Raw genomic sequence first — 18,671 nt, forward strand, 5'->3', positions numbered from 1 at the left:
CTTCGGTCGCACGGCGTCGAGAGGGACGACCGGTGGATGGAATCCGGTTGTCCACCGGTCGGTGGACACGGCTCAGGCGGCCGGCTTCACCTTGCTCAGCCACGCCGCGGCCTCGGCGGTCGGCAGCTGCTCCGCGGTCACGGACGGGACCATCAGCGGGTACGGCCGGCCGGTGTTCCACGTGCGCTTGTACGGCGGGGGGTCCAGCACCACGACGCGCGCGCCCTCGTAGACCGGGATGTCCGCCGGGCGGCCCTCGTTCCAGATCCAGGTGCCCTCGCCGTCGACCAGGTTCACCCGGCCGGTCATGCCGCCCGCGGGCGAAAGCTCCGGCCCGTCCGTCGCGGCCGCGATCTCCTCCTCGGACGGCCGGTCGTCGCCGTCCAGCACCGCGGCCGCGAGCAGCGTGTGCAGCTGGAAGTTGTCGCCGATCCCGCTGATCGTCACCTCGAACGCGCGCCCGGTCTGGCGGTGCAGCACGATCAGCGGCTCGTCGTCGAGGACCAGCAGCAGCCCGTGCAGCCAGCCGGCCGTGCCGATGTGCTCCCGCGTCGCCTCGACCGCCGCGGTCAGCCGCTCGCGCTGCGGCAGCGACACCCGCACGTCCCGGCGCTGCGCCAGGTAGAGCACCGGCTGCACCCAGACGCCCGCGGTGAACCACGCCTCGATCAGCGTCTGGCCCTCCGCCTCGGACAGACCGAGCGCGTCCGCGCCCTCGGCGAAGCGCTCGATCACCACCGGAATCGCCTCGTGGTCGTCCGGGTCGGGCACCGCGCCGAACGCCTTCTCGTGCAGCGCGCGGAACCGGGCCGCCGCCTCCAGCGCCTCGCACGCGCGGTCGATGAGCACCGGCAGCACCAGGTCCGGCGTGCCACCGAAGTCGACCATGCTGCCGGCCAGCTGCGCCAGGTGCCCGCCCACGCCGATCGGCAGCTCCGCCAGCACCGGCGCGAGCCGGGTCAGCGCGTCCGCGACCTCGTCCGGACGGGAGCGCGGCGTGGCCTGTGCCAGCTCCTGCATCGCCTCACCGAACGCCTCACGGTCGAACGCCTCCAGCGCGGCGATGACGGCGTCGACGGATGTCTCGAGAACCCGATCCTGCATGGCGGAGATCGTACGCTGAGCCCCATGACCGATCTTCGCGACCGCTTCCGTGCGCTGCACGCCTCCGGCACGTTCGTCATGCCGAACCCGTGGGACGCCGGCTCCGCCCGGCTCCTCGAAGGACTCGGCTTCGCCGCGCTCGCCACCACGTCCTCGGGCCTGGCCGCGAGCCTCGGAAAGCTCGACCAGCAGGTGACCCTGGACGAGCTGGTGACGCACACGGCCGCGCTGACCGCCGCGGCCGGCGTGCCGCTCAACGTGGACGCGGAGCGCTGCTTCGACGACGTCACCGCGACCGTGGACGCGCTCGCGGACGCGGGGGCGGCCGGCATCTCCATCGAGGACTACGACCCGGCCGCCGGTGCGGTCTCGCCGCCCGGGGAGGCGACCGCGCGGGTCGCGGCCGCCGCGGAGGCGTGCGCCCGGCACGGGATCGTGCTCACCGCGCGCGCCGAGAACCTGCTCTACGGCCGCGACGACCTGGACGACACGATCGCCCGGCTGCGCGCCTACCGCGAGGCCGGCGCGGACGTGCTCTACGCCCCCGGCCTGCGCGCGCCGGACGACATCAGCCGGGTGATCGCCGCCGTCGACGCGCCGGTCAACGTGCTCGCCGTGGCCGGCGCGCCGAGCGTGCCCGAGCTGGCCGCGCTCGGCGTCCGCCGCGTCTCCACCGGCGGCGCCCTGGCCTGGGCCGCCTACGGCGCCGCCCGCACCGCCGCCCTCGAGCTCCTCGGCCCCGGAACCACGACGTTCCGCACCGCTTCCCTGACCCCCGACGAGATCGACAAGGCCTTCGGAGGGGATGTGTAACCGTAGTTACGGTAACTACAGTTACACAACCGCGCGTAGTGGATCGATTCCTCTGGAGGGGGAGCGTCGATGCGAACCGCCTTCACGGAGATGACCGGGGTGCGGCATCCGATCGTCGGGTTCAACCGGTCGCCGGCGGTGGTGGCAGAGGTGACCAACGCGGGCGGGTTCGGCGTGCTGGCCGCGTCCGCATACGCGCCTGACGAGCTGGACGCGCAGCTGACCTGGATCGAGGATCAGGTGCACGGCCGGCCGTACGGCGTGGATCTGCTCGTCCCGTCGGCGTTCGCGGCCGGGGACCCGGACGATCTGATCGCGAGCCTGCGCGCGCAGATCCCGGCCGCGCACCTCGCGTTCGTCGACGACCTGCTCGACCGCTACGGCATCCCGCGGACCGGGACCCGGCACCTCGCGGACGAGTTCGCGGCCGGCGTCAGCCCGGCCGGCGTGGCCGCGCTGCTCGACGTCGCGTTCGCGCACCGGATCTCGCTGATCGCGAACGCGCTCGGCCCGCCCCCGCCGGACCTGGTCGCCCGTGGCAGGGCGGCCGGTGTGATCGTGGCCGCGCTGGTCGGCGCGCCGAAACACGCCGCCCGTCAGCTGTCCGCCGGCGTCGACCTGCTGATCGCGCAGGGCACCGAGGCCGGCGGGCACACCGGCACGATCGCCACCATGGTCCTCACCCCGGAGATCGTCGACCTGGCAGGGGGCACGCCCGTGCTCGCGGCCGGCGGGATCGCGGACGGGCGGCAGATGGCGGCCGCGCTCGCGCTCGGCGCGGCCGGCGTCTGGTGCGGCTCGGTCTGGCTGTCCAGCCACGAGGACGTGGCGAATGCCGCGATCAAGTCGAAGTTCCTGGACGCGACCAGCGCCGACACGGTGCGCTCGCCGGCCCGCACCGGCAAACCGGCCCGGCAGCTGCGCAGCGCCTGGCACGACGAGTGGGAACGGCCCGGCAGCCCGGCGCCGCTGCCGTTGCCGTTGCAGCCGCTGCTGACCGGCGAGGCCTGGCAGCGCATCGACGACGCGGCCGCGGCCGGGCACGAGGGCGCGCTCGCGCTGGAGTCGTTCTTCGTCGGGCAGGTGGTCGGCTCGTTCCACGGTCTGCGTCCGGCCGCGGAGATCACCCGGACCATGGCGGAGGAGTGCGCGGCCCGGATCGAGTCGCTGGGCCGGGCGCTGTGACCACCGGCGACCGCACGCCCGTGATCATCGGGGTGGGTGAGGTGTCCGAGCGGCTGACCGACCCGGGCTACCGGCGCCTCTCCCCGGTGGACCTCGCGGCCGCGGCGGCCGGGCTGGCGCTGCGCGGCGCCACGGCCGACATCGTCGCGGCCGTCCGCCAGTTCGAGATCTCCACCCCCTGGTCGGCCGCGCCGCTGGGCCGCGCCGACAACTTTCCGCGCGCGGTCGCCGCCCGCCTCGGCCAGGATCCGAAGCGCGCGATCCTCGAGGTCACCGGCGGTCAGGCACCGCAGCGCCTGGTCACCGAGGCGGCCGGGGAGATCGCGGCCGGTCGTGCGGACACCGCGCTGATCGTCGGCGCCGAGGCGATCTCCACGGTCGCGCACTGGGCGCGCGCCGAGGGCCGCCCCGACTTCACCGAGCACGCCGGCGGGCAGATCGAGGACCGGGGGTACGGGCTGGACGGCCTCGCGCCACCCGCGCTCGCCGCGCACGGGCTGCTCGACCCGCCCGGGCAGTACGCGCTGTTCGAGCACGCCCGCCGTGCCCGCCTCGGCCTGTCCCACGGGGACTACCGCGCCGCGATGGGCGCGCTGTTCGCACCGTTCACCCGGGTCGCGGCCGGCCACCCGCACGCGGCCGCGCCCACGATCCGCACCGCGGAGGAGCTGATCACCGAGACGCCGTCGAACCGGATGGTCGCGGACCCGTACCCGCGATATCTGGTCTCCAGGGACAAGGTGAACCAGGGTGCGGCCGTGCTGCTGGCCTCGGTCGAGACCGCGCGGCGGCTGCGGGTCCCGCCGGACCGGTGGGTGTACCTGCACGGCCACGCCGACCTGCGGGAACGGGACGTGCTCGACCGGCCCGACCTGTCCGCCTACCCCGCCGCGGTGGCCGCGGTCCGGCACGCGCTCGACCTCGCCGGCCTGGACCTCGGCGACCTGGCCACGATCGACCTGTACAGCTGCTTCCCGATCGCGGTGTTCGCGGTCTGCGACGGGCTCGGCCTGCCGGTCACCGACCCGCGCGGGCTGACCGTCACCGGCGGCCTGCCGTTCTTCGGCGGGCCCGGCAACGACTACGCGCTGCACGCGATCGTGGAGACGGTCCGCCGGGCCCGGCGCGCGCCCGGCACGTTCGGGCTGGTCGGCGCGAACGGCGGGTTCCTCAGCAAGTACTCCGTGGGCGTCTACTCCACCGTGCCGGCACCGTGGCGGGCGAACGGCAGCGCCACGATCCAGGCCGGGCTGGACGCCGTCCCGGCCGGCCCGCGGCCCGGCCCGCCGGGCGTCGAGACCTACACCCGCAAACCCGGGCAGGATGCCGTCGTGGTCGCCCGGGGGCCGGACGGGCGCCGGTTCGTGACCTCCACCCCGGAGGAGGGAGACCTGCTGATGGCACGTTTCCGGGATCTGCCGCGCCCGCCCGCCGCCTAATGTCGTTGTCACCACGAACGACCCGGCCAAGGAGCAGGCGATGAGCGAGATCTACGAGTTCATGATGGACGCGGACGGCAACGGCACCGACGACCACGTGGTCGCGGAGGAGTACGCGGACGGCAGCATCCTGACCGTCGCGGACCTCGACGGCGACGGGCTCGCGGACGTCGCCACCTACGACGTGGACGGCGACGGGATCGCGGAGGAGACCTACGAGGTGCCGGGCGGCTACACGTCCCTGGCGGCCGAGGAGGTCAGCGTCACCTACACCGAGACCGTCACCTACACCAGCCACTGACCCTCCATTCTGGATCGATGCTCGTCGAACATGCCAGGGGAGGAGCTTCAATATCACCCATTGGTACGGCACGATGACAGCACGGACTGCGGCGATCCGGTTACTCACGTAGAGTCCCTCTGCACGCCCTAGGCTGCCGCGGCCCGCAGCACCCGTGCCCCGAGGAGGACCGTGCCCGCCGTGGTCGACGTTGAGGATCTGCTGTCCGCCGGACTCGACGCTCTCTCCAGCCACCAGCGCCGCGCGGCCCGGATCATCTCGCTGGTCCCGACCGAGAACGCCGGGTCCAGGCTGGCCAGAGCCGCGTACGGCACGGACGCGGCGGCCCGCGCGTTCTTCAACATTGACGGTGAACCCGGTGGGTGGACACTACCCGCCCGCCGGTACGCCGCCCGCATCGAGACCGACGTGACGCTGCCGCTGCTGCACGACGCGACCGGCGCCTCCTACGTCTCCGCCCGGCCGCTCTCCGGCACCCAGTCGACCACGCTCGTGCTCGCCTCGCTGGAGGCGCCGCCCGGGGCGACCGTGCTGGTCGTGCACGCGGCGCACGAGGGCGCGTGCCGCACGTCCCGGCTGATCCGCCGCTGGCGCTACGCGGCCGTGCACGTCACGCACGCGGACCCGTACCGGCCGGATCCGCCGGCCCTCGAAGCCGCGATAGCCGCACACCGGCCGGTCCTGGTCATCTTCGAGGACGGCGGCCTGTTCCCACTGCCGCTACCCGAACTTGTTCCGGCCGCCGGAGCCACCCGCACCCACGTGGACATCTCCGCGACCATGCCACTGATCTTCGGCGGGCTGCTGCCCAGCCCGCTGCTGCTCGGCGCGGACAGCATCGGCGGCTCCACCCACACCGCGTTCCCCGGCCCGCAGCACGGCGTGCTCGCGATGCGCACCGCCGCGGTGGCCGAGGCCGTCTTCGCGGCCGAGCGCGATCTGATCGCGTCGCACCACCTGGCCGCGGTCTGCGCGCTCGGCCTGGCGCTGGCCGAGTTCCAGTCCCGCGCCGGCCTGCCCTACGCCCGCGCGATCGTCCGCACGGCCCGCGCGCTCGGTGACGCGCTGGCTGCCTCGGGCCTGCCACCGCAGGCCGCGGACCGCGGCTACACCGGGGGACACCAGCTGTGGGTGGACACCCGCCCGGCCGGGGTCGACGCCGGACTCGCCGGGGAACGGCTCGCGGCCGGCGGCATCGACGCGGAACTCCGCCACGACCTGCCCGGCCTCGGCGGCGCCGCCGCGCTCAGCCTCGGTGTCGCCGAAGCGGTCCACACCGGTCTCACCGAGGGTCACACGCCCCGGCTCGCCGCCCTGATGTCCCTCGCCATCCGCGACCCGGACTCCCGCGACCGCGTCGCCTTCGACGTCCGCGCCCTCCGTCAGCACCTGCAGAGCCCCTACGTGCTCCCGAGCTGACCCCGCGGACCAGCCGCCCCCTGCGAACGGTCACCGAAGCCCTCACTGAGCTTCCGGCGTCAGGGCTGAGGGTGATCCAGGGGTCGTTGGCGCGCTCACCCCGACGCTGAAGGTCGGTAGCGATCGGAGCACCCAGCTCGTCCCGCGGCACGCCGGAGAACGTGCGTGGGCCACGCCGGCTCCGGCAGACCGCCACCGCGCCGCCGAAGCCGCTGCCGATGACGAGTGCCTCGTAGTGATCGCGGGTCAGGAACTCCGATTCGTCATGCATGCGGCGTCGCCTAACAGCGTTAGATTTCAGAACAAAGTTAAGTTGGGGGCGTGCACGATGACATGTCAGTGAGCAGCCCGGTCCGTCAGCGCCGGGAGCGTGAACGGGCGAACGTCCGCGCCCGGATCGCGGCCGTGGCGCTTGCGATCCTGGAGTCGGAGGGCGCGGGCGCGCTGACGGTCCGCCGGGTCGCGGCCGAGGTGGAGTACACGCCGCCGATCGTCTACCAGCACTTCGACGGCAAGGACGGGCTGTTGCTGGTGCTGGTCGAGCACGGTTACCAGCAGTTGCACCTCGACATGAGCGCGGCGGTGTCCGGCCCGGGGGAGGGGCTGCTGGCCGGCGCGGAGGCCTACCTGCGGTACGCGGGCGCGCATCCGCACCTCTATCAGGCGATGAACAACACGCTGCTGGACGGCGAGGCACGCAAGCGGGCCGCGATGCCGGTGATAGAGCTCACCTACGCGGCGCTGACCGGTTGGTCGGCCGCGCACTCGGTCGAGCTGGACCCGGAGGAGGCCTGCGAGATCGTCTGGGGCACGCTGCACGGCATGGCGTCGCTCGGCCACCTCGGCACGATCGGCCCGGACCGCGCGGTGCACCTCGGCGTCGCGGCGCTCGACGCGATCCTGCGCGGCTGGCTGACGCGCGCCTGACCGCCGGTCTCCCCAGCCCACGGCCTATCCGCTGGTCTCCCCAGCCCACGGCCTATCCGCTGGTCTCCCGGGCCCACGGCAGCAGCAGCCGCTCGATCAGCGCGATCCCGTAGAACAGCGTCACCGAGATGACGGCCAGCAGCACGATCGCGGCGAACGCGGCCGGCGTGTCGAAGTTCGAGGTGCTGCGGCTGATCACGGTGCCGAGCCCGCGCTCCGGGTTCGACAGTTCGGCCACGACCGCGCCGATCACGGCCAGGTTGATCGCGGTCTTCAGGCCCAGGAAGATCTGCGGCAGCGCGTAGTGGAAGCGGATCTTCAGGAACGTCTGCCGCCGGTTCGCGCACAGCGACGCGGCCAACTCCAGCGACTCGATCGGCGCGGACGTCAGCCCCTGCTTGACCGCGAGCAGGATCGGGAAGAAACACATGATCGCGACCAGCGTGATCTTCGGCGGGAACCCGAAACCGAGCCAGAAGAGCAACAACGGAGCGAGAGCCACCTTGGGTACGGCGTTGAGCGCCACGAAGACCGGCAGCGTGATCCGGTCCGCCGTGGTCGACGCGGCCAGCGCGACGCCGATCGCGAGCCCGGCCGCGGTCGCGATCGCGAAGCCGGCCAGCGTCTCGATCAGCGTGATGCCGGCCTCGCCGAGCAGGTACTCCGGCTTCTGCAGGAACGCGTCGAAGATCTGCGGCGGCGACGGCAGGAAGAACTCGGGCACGCCGCCGAGCACGGTGAACGACCACCAGGCCAGCACGACACCGATGACCCCGGCGGTGGGTAGGAAGGTCGCACGAAGGGACACGTATGACTCCGGTTCGGGTGCGGCGGTCGGGTCCTCTTAGGATGTGCCGGGCGTGCGCGGGCACACCGGGAAGATGGCGGTCCCGGTGTGCTCGGGCACGCCCGGCACTGTGCGTTCGGTCAGGCTGTGCGGTCGATCAGGCTGTGCGGTCGGTCAGGCGCGTTGAGCCACGACCGAGAAGACCTCGTGGCCGTGGATCAGCGTCTCGGGTCGCGCCATGATGTCCGGCACCCGGTCCAGCCGGTCCTTGGCCATGCCGGCGGCGAGCATCCTGTCGTAGGTCTGCGCGTGGATCGCGGTCAGGAAGCGGGCGCCCGCGTTCCCGCCACCCCAGTACGAGCTGAACGTCTTCGTCTCCACATCGGACAGTCCCAGATCGCGCAGCACGCCGTGGATGCTCGGCGCCCAGCCCCGGTCCGTACCGTGTGCGTCGAAGACCTTCTCGCCCACGGTCCGCTGGAACTCCTCGATGATCTCGGCGCCCTCCCCGGCCACCGCGATGCCGTCCCGCCGCGCCCGGAAGTCCTCCAGGCACAGCCAGCCGCCGGGCGCCAGCCGCTCCACGAGCCGCGCCGTGATCTCCCTGCGCGGCGGCAGGTGACCGAGCGTGAGCCGCGCGTGGATCAGGTGGAACGGCCCTTCCGGCAGCGGGTCGTCGGAGAGCAGGTCGAGCTGCACCACCTCGAGGTTGCCGTCCGGCTCGATCGCCGGGTGCAGGTCCAGTGCGACCACCCGTCCTGAGTCGCCGACCAGGTAGCGCATCTTCTGCGCCACGCTGCCGGCCCCGGCGCCGACCTCGAGCATGCTCGCGCCGGCCCACGTCCCGGACGCCAGCCCGGTCGCCGGGAAGCTCTCCCGGTCGATCAGGCTCATGATCCGGTACATGGTGTCGTCGTCGAGCAGGTCGCTGAGCGCGTCGTGGTGCGCGGTCGACGCGGCGTGCAGATTGCTGAGCGGGTACGGCCGGATGTCGGTCATGCGCGCCTCACTTCGCCGCCGCGGACGCCGCCACGGGCGTACCGCCGGGAACGAAGTTGAAGTCGATCATGTCGCCGACGTCGATCTGCGGCAGCTGGAGCACGCCCTCGAGGATGGCCGCGCCCTTCGCCGCGCGCGCCTCGTCGATGTAGCCGATCGGCTTCGTGGTGTCCTGCGGGTAGACGTAGTTCTTCATGATGACCAGCTCGGCGGCGGCCACCTCCGGGTCGGTCTCCGGCACCTGCTCGGCCAGGATCTTCGCCGACTCCTCCGGGTTGTTGACCGCGTAGTCCAGGCCCTTCATCAGCGCGTTCGTGAAGTCCCGGACCAGTTGCGGCTGCTCCTGGATGAGCTGCGTGCGGGCGGTCAGCACGTTGCCCATCAGGTCGGTCAGGCCGTCACTGTACGGCAGCACGACGAGGTCCTGCTCCTTGGTGATCAGGCCCTTACCGATCGCGGCCTTGCGCACGCCGGGCGTACCCGCGACGAACAGGCCGATCGCGTCGACCTTGCCCGCGATGAGCAGGCCCGCGACCTGGTCCGGCGCGACCTCCTGCCACTGCACCGTCTTCAGCTCGGCCGGCTCGATGTCGTAGGCCGACGCGTACGCCGGGAAGACGGACTTCGGCGCCGCACCGGCACCCACGCCGATCTTCTTGCCGATCAGCTGACGCGCGCCGGTGATGCCGGTGCTGGGCAGCGTCACCATCGAGATCAGTGTCTGCGAGTGGATCGCGGCCACGATCTTCACGGCCTTGCCACCCTTGGCGTACCTCGGGACCGCGCCGGACCAGTCCACCGCGCCGAAGTCGACCTGACCGGACTCCATCGCGGCGTAGTTCTTCTCACCGGCCGCGCCCGCGAGGATCTCGACGTCCAGGCCGGCCTCGGTGAAGAAGCCCTTGCCCTTGGCCACCGCACCCGCCGCCTCACGGCCCGGGAGCCCGAACGCGGTCATGTAGGTGGTCTTCCGCAGCTCGCCGCTCGGCGACGCGGGCTGCGCACCGTCCTCCGACGTGCAACCGGCGGCCAGCCCGGTGAGGCCGACGCCAGCAGCGGCGCTGCCTGCCAGCAGCGTCCGGCGGCTGAGCGGCCGGTTCAGCAGTGATTCCACTGCGACATCCCTTCGTGGAATTCTATGCATTCCAAGTTGCCGGGGAGCGGCCGCGGGGCGCGGCGAGGGGGTTCTCCGGCGGCAACACGGCGTTCGGGGACGTGCCCCGATCGAGGCGAGAGCCCGCCATCGTCACCCAAAGTTGCTGACCAAGAGCAGAACGGGCGGGCCCTCGGGTCGAAAACCTAGAATGCTTCTCATTCCAAGTCAACTATGGATACTGAGGATTCTTGGGATGCTTGTTATCCGAGGTTCAGCGTGATGTCATGGCAGGCGCTGACCAAGGGAGTCCCTCACCATGCCCGCCACCCCCATCTACCAGCAGATCATGGCTGATATTCGCACCAAGATCTCCAGCGGTGACCTCAAGCCCGGCGACAAACTGCCCTCCATCGCCGAACTCACCATCGCGTACAACTGCAGTGCCGAACCGGTCAAGATGGCCATCCGCATGCTCAACACCCTCGGTGAACTCCAGGGCCACCAGGGCCGCGGCGTCTACGTCGCGTCCGACTCCACATCAGAGTCAAGACCACAGGCCATTTAGGGCTCTTCCCGCTTCCGGCGTGGCCACTCCGGGCATGCTCCCGCGGGCAAACCTCGCGGTCCACTCAGCTCCGCTGGCGCTCCGTTCGCTCCCCGCGTCGGAGCCGGCCGCGTCGTGACACGACCACAGTGGTCACTCTCCGCACATTTCTCACTGTAGAGAGGCGTGCTATCACTCTCCGTGCTGCACCCATTCGAGTGACGGTCGTCATTCATTGGCCGGGCCGCCTCGAGAACGGCCTTAATCTCCGTGATTCCGCGTTCCATGCGCGCCCGGACCGCGCCCGCCGCGTCATGCGGTAACACATCCGTCACCCAGGAGTCGGCAGTTGCCGTCGCATTCCGGCACGACCTGAAAGAACGCGTGGTGATAGGCCGGCGGCATCCGGTTTCCCGCCACGACCGCACGGCCCGTCCTGACGGGACGGCGGGGCACGATCGAAGCGGTGGGCTCGGGTGCCACAACTCCGGTGATGCTGACCCGTTTCCCGGTAACCGGCGGTCCCATAGGTTTGAATCATGACGGTTCCGATGGATCTGGTGCGGGACGGCTGGGTCGCCGAGCCGCTGGAGCACGGCTCGGCGAACGAGGTGACCGGCGGCGTGTGGCGGGTCCGCCGGGACGACGGGCCCGCGGTGCTGAAGGTGGCCACGCCACGACGGGCCGGAGCGCTGCCGCACCTGGCCGCGAGCGCGGACCCGGGCCACTCCGACTACTGGCGCCGGGAGCCGTGCGCGTACGAGGCCGGGCTGCCCGGAACGGTGTTCGCCGCGGGTGGCCTGTCCGCACCGGAGTGCCGGTCCGTGCGGGAGCGCGCGGACGGTTCGGTCGCGATGTGGCTCGAGGACGTGCCCGGCGTCCACGGAAAGACATTCGGCCCGGCCGAACTCGGCGACGTCGCGGTGCTCGACGAGGTTCTGGAGACCGTCACCGACGCCTACGTGCGCGGCCTGCACGGCACCCTGGCCCCCGACGCGGTCCGCCGCGCGATCCGGGTGACGGGCGCCGCGAAGTTCTTCTGGATGGCACCCCGCATGATCGTCGCGGCCGGCGGCGCCACCATCGGCTCCGGCTACGACCGGCGCGACGTGACCGCTCGATTCACCGGCCGCGCCCCGATCCTCCAAACCATCACCGACCGGGCGGACAGCATCTGACGACTCGGCGGCTGCCGGCGCCCCGGAAAATGATTTGACGGCACCGATAATCTGATCCTCCGTGTGTGCGGTCGGCCGTGCGGCGGGAGGGGCTCTGTCCCTCCCGCGACTTCGGAGCCGCACATGCGCCGGGTACCCGCCCTCTCGTTCCTTCTCGTCACCGTCTTCCTCGACATGCTCGGGCTCGCCCTGATCGTGCCGATCATGCCGGCCCTGCTCGCCGGCGTGACCGGTGGCGCGGCCTCCGCCGCGCTGTGGGCGGGCGTGCTCGGCTCGGTCTACGGGCTGCTGCAGTTCATGGTGTCGCCGTTGCTCGGGCGGCTCTCCGACCGGTACGGCCGGCGGCCCGTCCTGCTCGCCTCGCTGACCGTGCTCGGCGTCGACTGGCTGGCGCACGCGCTCGCCTCCGGCCCGTGGACGCTGCTGCTCTTCCACGCGCTCGCCGGTGCCGCCGCGGGCACGAACGCCGTCGTCAACGCCTACCTCGCGGACGTCACCGCACCCGAGGACCGGGCCGGCGCCTACGGCCTGGTCGGCGCCGCCTACGGGCTCGGTTTCATGGCCGGTCCGGTGATCGGCGGCCTGCTCGGCGCGGTCGACGTGCGGCTGCCGTTCTTCGCCGCGGCCGCGCTGTCGCTGGCCAACGTCGCCTACGGCTGGTTCGTCCTGCCCGAGTCCCGGACCGGTGTCGCGACACACCCGGCGCCCGGCGGCGCGAACCCGTTCACGGCCGTCGCGGCCGTGCTGCGCCGCCCGGTGCTCGGCCGGCTCGCGCTGGCCCGGCTCTGCGCGGACGCCGGCCGGATGATCCACCAGTCGGTCTGGACGTTCTACGTGTCCGCCCAGTTCGCCTGGGGCACCGCGCACATCGGCGTCGTGATGGCGGTCAACGCGGTGACCGTCGCGGTCGTGCAGACGCGCGCGGCCGGCCCGCTCGCGCGGCGCCTCGGCGACCGGCGAGCCGCCGTGGCCGGCAGCGTACTGGTCGCCGCGTCCTTCCTGGGCACGGGGCTCGCGAGCGCGCCGTGGATGCTCTACCTGTCGCAGGCCGTCGGCGTGCTCGGTGTGCTCGCGGTCGCGGCCACGATGTCCTGGATCTCCCGGCAGATAGGCGACGACGAGCAGGGCGCGGTGCAGGGCGCGCTGTCCGGCGTCGCCGCGGCCGCCGAGGCCGTCGTGCCGGTGACCGCGGGCGCGGTGTTCGGCGCGTCCCTGGCGTACGGCATGCCGGGTCTGGTCTTCGTGATCGCGGCGTTCCTCGCCGCGGCGTCGGCGCTGCTGCTCGCGCGCACGCCGGACGGCCGGTGACCGTCATACCCACTGTCTACAGTGCCCGGTCATGGGAAGCAGTCATCAGACCGTGCTCGCGTGCGGCACGCCGCGGCAGCGGTTCCGCGAGGTCTCATGACAGTGCCGGTGCCGCCCGGCGGGTCCACTCCGCCGCCCACGCGGCGAACTCGGCGGGCGGCAGCGGGCGGCAGAACAGGTAGCCCTGGCCGACCTCGCAGCCCATCTCACCGATCGCCTCGTGGGTGCGCTCGTCCTCCACGCCCTCCACCACGACCTGGAGGCCGAGCGCGTGGGCCAGCTCGACCATCGCGGTCACGATCGGGCGGCCGCGCGGCGTGGAGAGGATCTCCGTGGTGAACTGGCGGTCGATCTTCAGCTCGTCGAGCGGCAACACCTGGAGGTAGCTCATCGACGAGTAGCCGGTGCCGAAGTCGTCGATCGACAGCTGCACGCCCCGGTCGCGCATGTCGCGAAGTGCGGCGGCGGCCCGCACCGGGTCGTCGACCAGCGCGCTCTCGGTGATCTCGATGGTCAGCTGGCCGACCGCGGTGCCGTAGCGGTCCATCAGCGCGGCCACCCGCGCCGGGAAGCCGGGGTCGAGCAGGTTCGACGCGCCGACGTTCACCGAGACCGGCGTCAGCAGGCCGTCGTGCCGCCAGCGCTGGTGCTGGGCGAGCGCGGCCTCCAGCACGGCCTCGGTGAGCGGGCGCATCAGGTCGCTCTGCTCCGCTGTCGGGATGAACAGGTGCGGGCCGAGCAGCCCGCGCACCGGATGCCGCCAGCGGACCAGCGCCTCGGCACCGCAGAGCGCGCGGGTGCTGAGGCGGACCTTCGGCTGGTAGTGCAGTTCCAGCTCGCCGTTCTCGATCGCCCGGCGCAGCTCGCCGAGCAGGGTGAGCTGCTCGAAGCTGTTGGAGTCCGCCTCCGGGTCGTACATGCTGATGCCGTTGTGCCCGCGCTTCGCCGCGTACATCGCGACGTCCGCGTGCTGGAGCAGCTCGGCCGCGCTGGTGCTCGGCGACGGATAGAACGCGACCCCGATGCTGCCGCTGATGTCCAGCGTGAGGCCCTCCAACTCGGCCGGGCCGCAGAGGCCGGCGAGGATCCGCCGGCCGATCTCCATCACCTCGCCGGCGGAGTCGACCGCGGAGAGCAGCACCGCGAACTCGTCGCCGCCGAGCCGCGCCACCACGTCCGTGCCCCGGGACGCGCCGGTCAGCCGCCGGGCCACCTCCTGCAGCAGCAGGTCGCCGGCGTGGTGGCCGAGCGTGTCGTTGACCTCCTTGAACCGGTTCAGGTCGATGAGCAGCAGGCCGACGCCGGCGCCGCCCGGGACCGTACGCGCGATGGCCTTCTCGATGCCCTCGGTGAGCAGGCCACGGTTCGCGACGCCGGTGAGCGCGTCGTGGCTGGCCCGGTAGCGGCTCTCCGCGGCCTGCCGTTCGGTGCTGCGCTGGTAGGCCAGCAGGACGATGGAGCAGAACACGACCAGCGCCAGGTCCGCGGCGGAGATGACGCCGACGCCCAGCTTGATCCGGTCGCCCTCCCGCTGTGCCTCGCGCAGCCGGTCGCCGATCTCCAGGTTGTTCCGCGCGATGTTGTTCGAGGCCTGCTTGCGCAGCGCGGCGGCGCTCAGCGCGGCCTGCCGGGCCTGCTGGCGCACCAGCTCCTCGTCGTCACCGCGGGTCGCGTCGACCAGGTTCCGCAGCGTGTAGCTGTATCCGCCGTAGGTGTTCTGCAGCGCCCGGGCCTGCGCGCTGTCGTCCGGGCCGCCGTTCGCGTTCAGCCAGCGCAGGTTCTCCTCGGCGGAGCCGATCGAGCCGGACAGCACGGACCGGCCCTGTGCGCTCTGCTGGTCCAGGAAGTCGACCAGCAGCTCGTACTCAATGTTGATTTTGAGGTAGATCTCGTTCCACTGCTGGCTGACCTGCTGCCGGCCGGCGACGGACGCGGAGGCCTGCGCGGCGCTGCGCGCGCTGACGAACGCGAGGCCGGCGAGGAGCGTCAGGCCGATCGTGAGCGCGACGATCGCGCTGCGGGCGACCGCGCGACGCTGCAACCAGTGACGCATCCGTGCGCACCTCCTTTCGCCTTCGCCCATCGACCGGTGCCGGGTTTCCCTGAGCTAATCCCCCACGGTGCCGATGGGACCGGCATGGACGTGCCCCGCCGGGTCCTCGCCGCGCTGCTCACGCTCACCCTCGTCGGCACGGCCGGCTGCTCGGGTGCCGGCGACCGGCGGCCCGGGCCGGTGGCGTTCCTGGTCGCGAGCCGTCAGCTCGGCTTCGTGCAGGAGATGACGCTCGGCTTCGCGCACGGCGTCGACGAGGTCGGCGGTGTGGAACACAGCGAGTCCGGCCCCGGCGTGGCGGACAGCGCCGCGGCCCTCCGGGAGTTCGCCGAGGTGGAGGCGTCGTCCCCGGCCGCCCTGGCGATCTTCGCGCTCAGCCCGGAGCTGTTCGCCGACTCGCTCGGCAGCGCGATCGCGCGCGGTACGCCGGTCATCGCGGTGCATTCGGCGCCCGCGCCCGGCTCCGGCGTCCCGCTCTTCGTCGGCAACGACAACTTCCAGCTCGGTGCGATGCTCGGCGACGCCGTCGCGTCCCGGCTGCCGCACTCGACCGGCGGCGTGATCGTGATCGGGTCCGTGTCGCCGGGCGTTCCCTCACTCGACCGTCGCGTGCTCGGCCTCCGTGAAACGCTCCAACGGCGCCTGCCCAGCGCGGTCGTGGTCGGCCCGTTCGACACCAAGCAGGAGCCGGCGGCGAACCTGCGCGCCTGGCAGACGCTGCGCCGCGCGAACCCGGACGCGATCGCGTTCATCGGCACCGGCGGCCACGACGTCAACTCGATCGCGTCGCTGCGCGCGTCCGGCCGCGATCCGTGGGTCGCCGCCGCGATCGGCTTCGACGACAAGTCGCTGACGCTGGCGATGAAGGACCGCATGGTGCTGGTCTCCACCGAGACGTATTTGCAGGGCGAGGTCGCCGGCCGCCTCCAGGCGCTGACCGCGAAGACCGGCCGCCCGCTGCCGATCGGATGGATCCAGACCCCGGGGCTGCTCATCGACGCCGGCAACGCGGCCTCGGTCCTCGGCCGCCAGTCCTCCGAGGCTCGCCGCCGCGAATGGTTCCGCGAGACGGCGGACACGATCGTGCATTCGCCCGAGCAGTACCTGAGGCCGCTCGCCGACGCGCTCTGAAACTTTCCAGAGCGTTCAAAACCTTTCAAATCCTTCAAAGCCGATTGCCCGCTTCGGCGTGGTCGCGTTGGGCATGCTCCCGCGGGCACCGGTGCGCCGTGGTTTCGACGGGAGCGGGTCAGTTGACGCCGAGGCTGGCGGCTAGGCGCCGGCCCTCGGCGACCGCGTCGCGCCAGGCCTCGGTCTCGGTCTTCTCGCCGTTCTCGAACGCGCCCAGCTGGCGGATGTAGACCTGCTGCACGTCGGCGTCGGCCGGTGCCTCGTAGACGCGGTGCGCTCGCTGGGCCGAGTCGCCGAACACCTCGACCGTGACCTGGCCGCCGAAGTACGCGTCCGGCTCGCGCAGCGCCGCCATCGTGTAGGTCGCGGGCGCGGCCGGGAAGAGCGCGGCGTCCGCGAACGCGCGGGCCTGGTTCTCCGGCGACAGGATCCACGCGACGATCTCGTACGCCAGCGCCGGGTCCTGGCCGTTGACCGGCAGCGACAGGAACGAGCCGCCGTAGTTCGCGCCGGACGCCGGCCCGGACGCCACCCGCCAGTCCCCGGCCGCGTCCGGCGCCGCGGTCTTGATGTCGTAGCCGAGCCAGGCCGCGCCCAGCTCGGTCGCGAGCGTCCCGTCCCGTAGCCCGGCCTTCCAGCGCGCGTCGTCCTCGACCGGGATGCCCGCGCTCACGCCGGTCCCGACCAGCCGCGCCGCCGTGTCCCAGGCCGCGCGCACGTGCGCGCCGTCGCCGACGAAGTGGTTCGCCTCGTCGATGAATCGTTTCGTACCCTGGCAGATGACGATGGTGAACAGCTCCGGCGCGTTGCGGAGCAGCTTCACCCCGGGCAGCGCCTTCGAGATCGTGATGCCCGCCTCGAAGTAGTCGTTCCAGGTGCCGAGCTCCGCCGCCACCTCGCCCGGCTCGACCGGCAGGCCGGCCCGCTCGAACACGTCCGCGCGGTAGAACATGGCGGTCGGCCCGATGTCGATCGGGAAGCCGATCAGCCGGTCGTCCGGCGCGCTGGCCTGCTGCCACTTCCACGGCAGGTACTGGCCGGCCACCTCGTCCGCGCCGACCCGGTGCAGGTCCGTGAAGAGGTCCGCGCGCGGCAGGAACGACGCGATCTCCTCGCCCTTGATCCCGGCGATCGACGGCACCCCGCCGGGCGGACCGGCAAGCGCCTCGGTCAGCCGCGCCCGGAAGTCGCCCTCGATCAGCGTGGGCTTGAGCGTGGTCCGCGGCGCGAACTCGCGCACCGCGTCGGCCAGGACCGCGTCGCTCAGCCCGCCCGGCCAGTACCAGAGCACGATCTCGCCGCCGGTCGCCGCGCCGGAATCGTCCGCACCGCCGCAGGCGCCCACCGCCGAGGAGACCGCGAGACTCCCGAGACCCGCTGCGGCACGCAGGACTCGCCGACGGGACAACGACACGGCACGGACCTCCTCTGCAATGCTCACCCTACTGCGATTAGCCGGTTTTAAACCCTTTTATCGGTACGTTTGTGACATGGCGGATCTCCAGGGATGGGTGAACGTGCCGGTCCGGGTCGAGCCCGGCGGTGAGGCGACCGTGATCGCCGCCGGCGACCGGTCGCTGCACCTGCGACGCGACACCGGCGCCTGGACCGGCCTGGAACCGTTCGACACCGTCTCGCTGGTCCGCGTCACCCCGCTCGGGCGCTGGTGGGCCGCGGTCCGCGGCACCGACGGCACCGACCTGCACCTGGGGCTGCCACGCCCGACCGGCGCCGACCGCCGCCGCTACGCCCGGCAGCCGGTCGCGTCGACCATCACCGTCTGGTGGCCCGGCGCGGAGGAGCCCGCCACCGGCAACACCACCGACATGTCCGTCGGCGGTTTCTCCGCCCGGCTCGACCGCCAGGTCCCGGCCGGCGTCACCGTCGCCGCCCGCATCTCGCTCGGCGAGACCCCGATGACCTGCATCGCCGCCACCATCGACGGCCGTGTCGGCAACGCCCGCTTCGCGTTCACCCACCTGCGCCCGGCCGACCGCGACATGGTCGCCGCCATCACCTGGACCACCGGCGCCGACGGCGCCACCGCGCCGAGCGGCCCCGCCTGGCTCTGGTCGTCGGCCGGTTCCGCCCAGGTCACGTTCGGCGCCACCGCCCTCGGCGGCGCCGTCAGCGGCGACGACCTCCGGGTCCACCGCGGCGAACGCGTCGTCCTCGCCATCGACGACAAGCTCCTCCTCGCCCGCGTCGTCTCCCTGGCCGGCGGCCGCCCCCGCCTCGCCTGGGACGACTGACTGCGTCTGCCCCGCCTCGCCTGGGGCGACTGACTGCGTCTGCCCCGCCTCGCCTGGGGCGACTGACCGCTTCCGCTCGCCGCAGCCCCACGGCACGTCACCGATACCCCACTCGCGCAGCCACCGCACCATGCC

Annotated in this window: 17 protein-coding genes; 11 read left to right on the top strand and 6 right to left on the bottom strand. The window is 72.4% G+C overall.

The genetic code is table 11. The features are described 5' to 3' along the window. Nucleotides 1-72: 72 nt before the first annotated feature. Nucleotides 73-1,104, bottom strand: coding sequence for a hypothetical protein (locus tag J2S43_RS09980; protein WP_306828548.1), 1,032 nt, complete (start codon nucleotides 1,102-1,104; stop codon nucleotides 73-75). Nucleotides 1,105-1,128: 24 nt separating this feature from the next. On the opposite strand from J2S43_RS09980, the gene J2S43_RS09985 reads away from it, so the two are divergent. The 6 genes from J2S43_RS09985 (at nucleotide 1,129) to J2S43_RS10010 (ending at nucleotide 7,188) form a co-directional block, all read left to right on the top strand. Continuing rightward, a complete protein-coding gene (locus J2S43_RS09985; protein ID WP_306828549.1) occupies nucleotides 1,129-1,917 on the top strand; it encodes an isocitrate lyase/PEP mutase family protein in 789 nt (262 codons plus the stop codon). Nucleotides 1,918-1,986: 69 nt separating this feature from the next. After that, a complete protein-coding gene (locus J2S43_RS09990; RefSeq protein WP_306828550.1) occupies nucleotides 1,987-3,102 on the top strand; it encodes an NAD(P)H-dependent flavin oxidoreductase in 1,116 nt (371 codons plus the stop codon). A gap of 41 nt (nucleotides 3,103-3,143) precedes the next feature. After that, the gene (locus J2S43_RS09995) at nucleotides 3,144-4,541 is read left to right on the top strand and encodes an acetyl-CoA acetyltransferase (RefSeq protein WP_306828551.1); all 1,398 of its coding nucleotides are present in this window, start codon (nucleotides 3,144-3,146) and stop codon (nucleotides 4,539-4,541) included. A gap of 40 nt (nucleotides 4,542-4,581) precedes the next feature. After that, the gene (locus tag J2S43_RS10000; RefSeq protein ID WP_306828552.1) at nucleotides 4,582-4,842 is read left to right on the top strand and encodes a hypothetical protein; all 261 of its coding nucleotides are present in this window, start codon (nucleotides 4,582-4,584) and stop codon (nucleotides 4,840-4,842) included. A gap of 180 nt (nucleotides 4,843-5,022) precedes the next feature. Then, nucleotides 5,023-6,261 carry a PLP-dependent aminotransferase family protein gene (locus tag J2S43_RS10005; protein ID WP_306828554.1) on the top strand — a complete coding sequence of 413 codons (1,239 nt, stop codon included), beginning with the start codon at nucleotides 5,023-5,025 and terminating at the stop codon, nucleotides 6,259-6,261. 339 nt (nucleotides 6,262-6,600) lie between these two features. Next, on the top strand, nucleotides 6,601-7,188 hold the full coding sequence (locus J2S43_RS10010; RefSeq protein WP_306828556.1) for a TetR/AcrR family transcriptional regulator: 588 nt from the start codon (nucleotides 6,601-6,603) through the stop codon (nucleotides 7,186-7,188). 52 nt (nucleotides 7,189-7,240) lie between these two features. Here the strand turns inward: J2S43_RS10010 and J2S43_RS10015 are convergent, their stop codons facing one another. From J2S43_RS10015 to J2S43_RS10025, 3 genes are all read right to left on the bottom strand, one after another. Next, nucleotides 7,241-7,996, bottom strand: coding sequence for an ABC transporter permease (locus J2S43_RS10015; protein ID WP_306828557.1), 756 nt, complete (start codon nucleotides 7,994-7,996; stop codon nucleotides 7,241-7,243). A gap of 153 nt (nucleotides 7,997-8,149) precedes the next feature. Then, on the bottom strand, nucleotides 8,150-8,974 hold the full coding sequence (locus J2S43_RS10020; protein WP_306828558.1) for a class I SAM-dependent methyltransferase: 825 nt from the start codon (nucleotides 8,972-8,974) through the stop codon (nucleotides 8,150-8,152). 7 nt (nucleotides 8,975-8,981) lie between these two features. Beyond that, entirely contained in the window at nucleotides 8,982-10,088 is a 1,107-nt protein-coding gene (locus J2S43_RS10025; protein ID WP_306828559.1) for an ABC transporter substrate-binding protein, read from the bottom strand. Between the two features lie 298 nt (nucleotides 10,089-10,386). On the opposite strand from J2S43_RS10025, the gene J2S43_RS10030 reads away from it, so the two are divergent. The 3 genes from J2S43_RS10030 to J2S43_RS10040 all read left to right on the top strand — a co-directional run bounded on the left by J2S43_RS10030 (nucleotide 10,387) and on the right by J2S43_RS10040 (nucleotide 13,100). Then, nucleotides 10,387-10,635, top strand: coding sequence for a winged helix-turn-helix domain-containing protein (locus J2S43_RS10030; RefSeq protein WP_306828560.1), 249 nt, complete (start codon nucleotides 10,387-10,389; stop codon nucleotides 10,633-10,635). Between the two features lie 518 nt (nucleotides 10,636-11,153). Continuing rightward, a complete protein-coding gene (locus J2S43_RS10035) occupies nucleotides 11,154-11,792 on the top strand; it encodes a hypothetical protein (RefSeq protein WP_306828561.1) in 639 nt (212 codons plus the stop codon). Between the two features lie 123 nt (nucleotides 11,793-11,915). Then, nucleotides 11,916-13,100, top strand: coding sequence for an MFS transporter (locus J2S43_RS10040; protein ID WP_306828562.1), 1,185 nt, complete (start codon nucleotides 11,916-11,918; stop codon nucleotides 13,098-13,100). 94 nt (nucleotides 13,101-13,194) lie between these two features. On the opposite strand, the gene J2S43_RS10045 is transcribed toward J2S43_RS10040, so the two are convergent. Beyond that, nucleotides 13,195-15,153, bottom strand: a complete 1,959-nt coding sequence (locus J2S43_RS10045) for a putative bifunctional diguanylate cyclase/phosphodiesterase (protein WP_306828564.1) — start codon at nucleotides 15,151-15,153, stop codon at nucleotides 13,195-13,197. A gap of 84 nt (nucleotides 15,154-15,237) precedes the next feature. Here J2S43_RS10045 and J2S43_RS10050 point away from each other — a divergent pair, with 84 nt between their 5' ends. Further along, on the top strand, nucleotides 15,238-16,284 hold the full coding sequence (locus J2S43_RS10050) for a sugar ABC transporter substrate-binding protein (RefSeq protein ID WP_306828565.1): 1,047 nt from the start codon (nucleotides 15,238-15,240) through the stop codon (nucleotides 16,282-16,284). A gap of 118 nt (nucleotides 16,285-16,402) precedes the next feature. On the opposite strand, the gene J2S43_RS10055 is transcribed toward J2S43_RS10050, so the two are convergent. Further along, a complete protein-coding gene (locus J2S43_RS10055; protein ID WP_306828566.1) occupies nucleotides 16,403-17,698 on the bottom strand; it encodes an ABC transporter substrate-binding protein in 1,296 nt (431 codons plus the stop codon). A gap of 76 nt (nucleotides 17,699-17,774) precedes the next feature. Between J2S43_RS10055 and J2S43_RS10060 the strand changes: the two genes are divergently transcribed. Then, entirely contained in the window at nucleotides 17,775-18,536 is a 762-nt protein-coding gene (locus J2S43_RS10060; RefSeq protein WP_306828567.1) for a PilZ domain-containing protein, read from the top strand. Nucleotides 18,537-18,671: the final 135 nt, after the last annotated feature.

The organism is Catenuloplanes nepalensis (assembly GCF_030811575.1).
Taxonomy (GTDB): Bacteria; Actinomycetota; Actinomycetes; order Mycobacteriales; family Micromonosporaceae; genus Catenuloplanes; species Catenuloplanes nepalensis.

Bases quoted from the DNA above. Each gene is read 5' to 3' on its own strand.
- J2S43_RS09980 (WP_306828548.1), bottom strand. From the start codon at position 1,104: ATGCAGGATCGGGTTCTCGAGACATCCGTCGACGCCGTCATCGCCGCG.
- J2S43_RS09985 (WP_306828549.1), top strand. From the start codon at position 1,129: ATGACCGATCTTCGCGACCGCTTCCGTGCGCTGCACGCCTCCGGCACG.
- J2S43_RS09990 (WP_306828550.1), top strand. From the start codon at position 1,987: ATGCGAACCGCCTTCACGGAGATGACCGGGGTGCGGCATCCGATCGTC.
- J2S43_RS10000 (WP_306828552.1), top strand. From the start codon at position 4,582: ATGAGCGAGATCTACGAGTTCATGATGGACGCGGACGGCAACGGCACC.
- J2S43_RS10020 (WP_306828558.1), bottom strand. From the start codon at position 8,974: ATGACCGACATCCGGCCGTACCCGCTCAGCAATCTGCACGCCGCGTCG.
- J2S43_RS10030 (WP_306828560.1), top strand. From the start codon at position 10,387: ATGCCCGCCACCCCCATCTACCAGCAGATCATGGCTGATATTCGCACC.
- J2S43_RS10035 (WP_306828561.1), top strand. From the start codon at position 11,154: ATGACGGTTCCGATGGATCTGGTGCGGGACGGCTGGGTCGCCGAGCCG.
- J2S43_RS10040 (WP_306828562.1), top strand. From the start codon at position 11,916: ATGCGCCGGGTACCCGCCCTCTCGTTCCTTCTCGTCACCGTCTTCCTC.
- J2S43_RS10045 (WP_306828564.1), bottom strand. From the start codon at position 15,153: ATGCGTCACTGGTTGCAGCGTCGCGCGGTCGCCCGCAGCGCGATCGTC.
- J2S43_RS10050 (WP_306828565.1), top strand. From the start codon at position 15,238: ATGGACGTGCCCCGCCGGGTCCTCGCCGCGCTGCTCACGCTCACCCTC.
- J2S43_RS10060 (WP_306828567.1), top strand. From the start codon at position 17,775: ATGGCGGATCTCCAGGGATGGGTGAACGTGCCGGTCCGGGTCGAGCCC.